The following is a 5,225-nucleotide window of genomic DNA, read 5'->3' as shown; positions in this document are numbered from 1 at the left end:
CTCCTGCGCCTTGGTCAGCTTGGAGCCTGCCGCCTCCCCCGCCACCAGCACATCTGTTTTGGCCGACACCGACCCCGCCACCTTGGCCCCCAGCGCCTGCAGCGCCGCCTTGGCGTCGTTGCGTGAAAGCTGGGTGAGGGTGCCGGTCAACACGAAGGTCTTGCCGGCAAAAGGCTGATCGCTTGCCGCCTTCTTCTCGATGGCCGGCCAGTGGATACCGGCCGCCAGCAGGGCTTCCAACACCTCCACATTGTGGGGCTGACGCAGGAAGTAGTAGACGTGCTTGGCCACCACGTCCCCCACATCCGCCACCGTCAGCAACTGCTCTACCGTGGCGGCCCGCAGGGCTTCCAGGGTGAGGAAGTGATTGGCGAGGTTGAGCCCGGTCGCCTCCCCCACCTCGCGAATGCCCAGCGCAAACAAGAAGCGCGGCAAGGTAGTGCTGCGCGCCGCATCGATGGCCGCCACCAGATTGAGTGCAGATTTTGGCCCCATACGCTCCAGCCCGGCGAGCTGGATGGCGTTGAGGCTGAACAGATCGGCCGGGGTCTTCACCAGTCCCTTGTCCACCAGCTGCTCGACAATCTTGTCGCCAAGGCCGTCCACATCCATGGCGCGGCGCGCGGCAAAGTGCTTGATCGCCTCCTTGCGCTGCGCCTCGCAGAACAGACCGCCGGAGCAGCGGGTCACCACCTCCCCCTCCAGCCGCTCCACCGCCGATCCACAGACCGGACACTGGGTCGGGAACAGGATCGCGCGGGCATCAACGGGGCGCTGCGCCTCCACCACGGCGACGATCTGCGGGATCACGTCCCCTGCCCGGCGCACGATCACCGTATCGCCGATCATCACCCCGAGCCGTTCAATCTCGTCAGCATTATGCAAGGTGGCGTTGGAGACGGTGACGCCACCAACGAACACGGGTTTCAGCTTGGCCACCGGGGTCACGGCGCCGGTACGGCCAACCTGAAACTCGACGTTCTCAAGCTCGGTCATCTCCTCCTCGGCCGGGAACTTGTGAGCCGTGGCCCAGCGCGGCGCGCGGGCCACAAAACCCAGCGCCTCCTGCAAAGCGATGGCATCGACCTTGTAGACCACGCCATCAATCTCGTAAGGGAGCTCGCTGCGGCGAGCCAGGATGTCATCATGGAACGCCTGACAACCGGTCGCCCCCTGCTTGAGTTTCACCTCCTGACTCATGGGCAGACCCCACGCTTTGAGCTGGCACAGGCGAGCGAAGTGGGAATCCCCAAGCTGATCGCCGCCGACCCCGACGCCATAGGCGTAGAAGTTCAAGGGACGAGTGGCGGTGATGCGCGAATCGAGCTGACGCAGGCTGCCTGCGGCAGCATTGCGCGGGTTGACGAACACCTTCTCCCCTGCCGCCAGTGCCTTGGCATTCATCGCCTCGAAACCGGCCTTGGGCATAAAGACTTCCCCCCTCACCTCTAAACGGGCTGGCCAACCCTCACCCCGCAGGGCCAGGGGAATGGCCTTGATGGTACGCACGTTCTCGGTGATCTCCTCACCCGTGGTGCCATCGCCGCGGGTGGCGGCCTGCACCAGCTGGCCATCCACATAGAGCAGGCTCACCGCCAGACCATCGAGCTTGGGCTCGCAACAGAAGGCGAAACTCACCTCCTGCTTCAGACGATCCCTCATGCGCTGCTCGAACGCCTGCAACTCCTCGCTGCTGAACACGTTGTCCAGGCTCAGCATGGGGATCTCGTGGCGCACCTGTTTGAAGGCGAGCAGAGGTTGACCACCGACCCGTACGCTGGGTGAGGCCGGGCTCTTCAGCTCGGGATGGTCGGTTTCCAGCGCGATCAGTTCACGCATCAGGCGATCGTATTCGGCATCCGGCACGGTCGGCTCGTCCAGCACATAGTACTGATGGCCATATTCGGTGAGCAGTTCACACAGTTGACGGTGGCGGGAGAGGGTTTCGCTCATGGAGAAGTCTCGGACTGTGGTTGAAATAATTAAGTTAACCGCACAAACAAAAATGCGGCACCTGGGTACCGCACTTTCTTATTCATTCGACCCGCATGGCGTATCAGTCGCGACTGGCCTCGTAGGCAGCCAGTTCGTGCCGGTAACGGGCTATGGTCTCGTCACTCAACGGGCTGCGATCCATGTCAGTCAGCATGGCATCCAGATCGCTGGCCAGCTGATCGGCAGCCTGCAACATGTGCTCGAAGGCAAAGGCGGCATTGCTGCGCAGCGGCAACTGCATGAACAGGGAGACACCCGGGGTGTCGAACTGCTCCATCCGGTAGGGATTAAAGGTGCCCGGCTTGACCATGTTGATCATGGAGAAGAGCACTTCCCCCTTGCCGTTGAGATCCTCGTGGCGATGGAAGATGTCCATCTCGCCAAACTTGAAGCCCAGCGCCATCAGGGAGGCCAGCAGGGTGGCCCCTTGCAGGTCGTGACCGGGGCGCGCCATCAGGTTGATGACATAGACATCCTGCCAGATCTTCTCGACCGGCGGGGTATCGAGCAGCGGCTCACGGACGGGCTCTTCATACACGGGCTCCTCGTAGGCAGGCTCGGGGACTGCATAACGGGCCTGCTTGTATTCAGGTGCCGGCGCCTGAACCGGTTCGCGCACACCGAACGTCGGGGCTGTGGCATAAGCCGGTTCGACCAGGGGTTCATCATCCAGCGGCTGCAACAGCGGCTCACGCTGGGGGCGTGAACGGTGTACCGGGGTACGACGGATCACCTGGGCAGGCTTGTGTACCGGCGCAGCAGGCGCTGCCTCTACTGTCTCGGCCTGAAGCGGCGCCTCGAGCTCCTCCTCGTCCTCTTCGTAGACGGGGGGCGGGGCAACCGGGCGAGCGACAGGCTTGCGCACCACGGGGGGTGGCAGCTCGGCGTCATCATCCTCATCATCGAAGGCGGGGACGGGCGCACGGCGGCTGACATCCGGCTGGCGAGCCTCGTCGCTGTGGAGCTTGGGCTCGGCACGACGGCTGCCACTGACCACGCGCACCTGACCAATGCCATCGCTGTCGAAGGCGTCATTGTCACGAGTTCGTGATTTGGATTCCATCCGGCCCAGAGGTTTCTCTTTGATCGGTGCCTGACGATTCTTTCTGTTGCTCCACAGCCCGTGAATGAGCAATGCCGCAATAGCAATACCGCCCAGGGCAACCAAGATGTAACGCAATTCCTGCATTAGCTGCTTCTCTTTCTAGTTTTGCTCAGCCAAAGCGACGGCTTCACCGATATCGACCGACACAATGCGAGAAACCCCGGGCTCTTGCATTGTGACGCCAACCAGTTGCTCAGCCATCTCCATGGAGACCTTATTATGACTGATGTAAACGAACTGTACTGTGCTCGACATCTCTTTGACAAGAGAACAGAAGCGACCGACGTTCACTTCATCGAGCGGTGCATCCACCTCATCCAGCAGACAAAATGGTGCTGGGTTGAGTCTGAAGATGGCAAAAACCAGCGCAAGTGCGGTTAACGCCTTCTCCCCCCCGGAAAGCAGGGCAATGGTAGCATTCTTCTTACCCGGAGGTCTTGCCATGATGCTCACTCCGGCTTCCAAAAGATCATCCGAGGTCAGCTCAAGCCAGGCACTGCCACCCCCAAACACTTTTGGAAAGAGGGATTTTAAATCTTCGTTGACCTTATCGAAAGTGTCCCGGAAGCGTATTTGTGTTTCTTTATCAATTCTTTTAATGGCTTGGCTCAAGGTTTCCAGCGCCTGTTCGAGATCCTGGCACTGGTTTTCCAGGTAGTTTGAGCGGGTTTTTGCCTCTTCATACTCCGCCAGCGCCGCCAGGTTGATGGCACCGAGCGCCTCCACTTGCGCCTCCAGCGTCTGGATCTCCTGGCGCAATTTGCCGCGATCTGCGGCGATCAACACCGCCTGATCGAGGTCCACCAGCCGCACACCCAACTCTTCGAACTGCTCGTGCAGCCCCTGACGGCGGGTCAGGTTGCGTTCGCGCTCCAATCTGAGCTGGGCCAGCTTCTCTTGCAGGGTCACCAGCTGCTTGTGATCGGCGCTGCGAGTCTGCTCCAGCTCGGTCAGCTGGCGCTCCAACTCAGCCAGCCGTTGATGGCAGGCAAGTTGCAGCGCTTCCAGGTTGCGCTGCTCGGCCAGCAGGGGCGACAGATCCTGACCCTGTGTGGCTCCCGGCGCCTTGAGTTCGGCCAATTCCAGTCCGAGCCGGGCCAGCTCCTGCTCACGCAGCGTGATGAGCTGGCGCTGATTCTGCAGCTCCAGCTGCAAACGCTGGCAGCCGGCCTGCTGCTGCTCCCGGCGCAGGCGAGCCTCTTCCACCGCCCGCTCGGCACTGGTGACCCGCTCCTGAGCACGTTGCAGCGCCTGAGCCAGCGGCTCACCCTGCTCCTGCAGCTCGCCAAGCCGCGCTTCATCCAGCTCGAGCTGCTGCAGGGCAGCAGCCAGTCGCTGCGCCTCCTCGGCCTGCTCCTTGTCCAGCCTGATCAGCTCTTCGCCAAGCTGGCCGAGCCGCTGCAATCGCTCCTGGCGCTGGCCCTCGCGCAGGCTCCAGGCTTCACGCAGTCGCTGCCACTGCGGCTCCTGCTCACGCACCGTGCGCTGGGCCAGCTCAAAGGCGCCGTGCAGCTGGGCACGCTCGGCATCGGCCGCGCCCAGTTGCTCATTCAACTGGCCAAGTGCCTGTCGGCCTGCCGCCAGTTCTGTGTGTAACCGCTCACGCTCACCAAGCAGCGCCAGGGTACCGAGCGCCCCACCCTGACCAAGATCGGCCCAGTTGGAACCAAACCAGTCTCCCGCCGGGGTCAGTACCGACTCACCGGCCAAGAGGCCTGGCTGGCGGGCCAGCGCCGCCTCCCGGTTTTCCGCCAGCCAAATGGCATTGAGAAAGGCAGGAATGTGATCGCCCTCGAGCCGGGCCGCCAAAGTACCGGCAACCGCGGGCAGGGCAGGGCCAATCCAGAGTCCGCTCTGCTCAAGGTTGCACTCGTCCCCTGGCTGGGCGGTGAGCCAGCGCCCCAGTACCTTGTCCAGCGCCTGGGCCCACTCGGGCGTCACCTGCAGCCGATCCGCCAAGGTGGCCCCCACCATCTGCTCCCCCAAAATTTGGTCAAGCGTGGTCAGACGTGCTTCAAGCTCGCGCAGCAGGCCGCCCTGCTGACCCTGCTCTGACTTGCGTTCTTCATGGCGGGCCACACTGGCCTGCCACTGTTCATCGAGCTCGGCGAGCCGGGCGCGGGAG

The 5,225-nt window shown here is 62.7% G+C and carries 2 protein-coding genes and 1 pseudogene; all 3 read right to left on the bottom strand.

Features of this window, described 5'->3' with window-relative positions; genetic code table 11:
- Window positions 1-1,953 (bottom strand): NAD-dependent DNA ligase LigA (ligA, locus tag AAC083_RS13910; RefSeq protein WP_108536905.1); only part of this gene is annotated, 1,953 nt, incomplete at its 3' end.
- A gap of 103 nt (window positions 1,954-2,056) precedes the next feature.
- Entirely contained in the window at window positions 2,057-3,184 is a 1,128-nt protein-coding gene (zipA, locus tag AAC083_RS13905) for a cell division protein ZipA (RefSeq protein ID WP_108536904.1), read from the bottom strand.
- A gap of 15 nt (window positions 3,185-3,199) precedes the next feature.
- Window positions 3,200-5,225: pseudogene (locus tag AAC083_RS13900) on the bottom strand (chromosome segregation protein SMC); the annotation flags it as partial.

This window comes from Aeromonas sp. HMWF014, assembly GCF_963878295.1.
GTDB lineage: Bacteria > Pseudomonadota > Gammaproteobacteria > Enterobacterales > Aeromonadaceae > Aeromonas > Aeromonas popoffii.
Note: the sequence above shows the minus strand (reverse complement) of the source record. Positions and strands in the feature narration are given on the sequence as shown.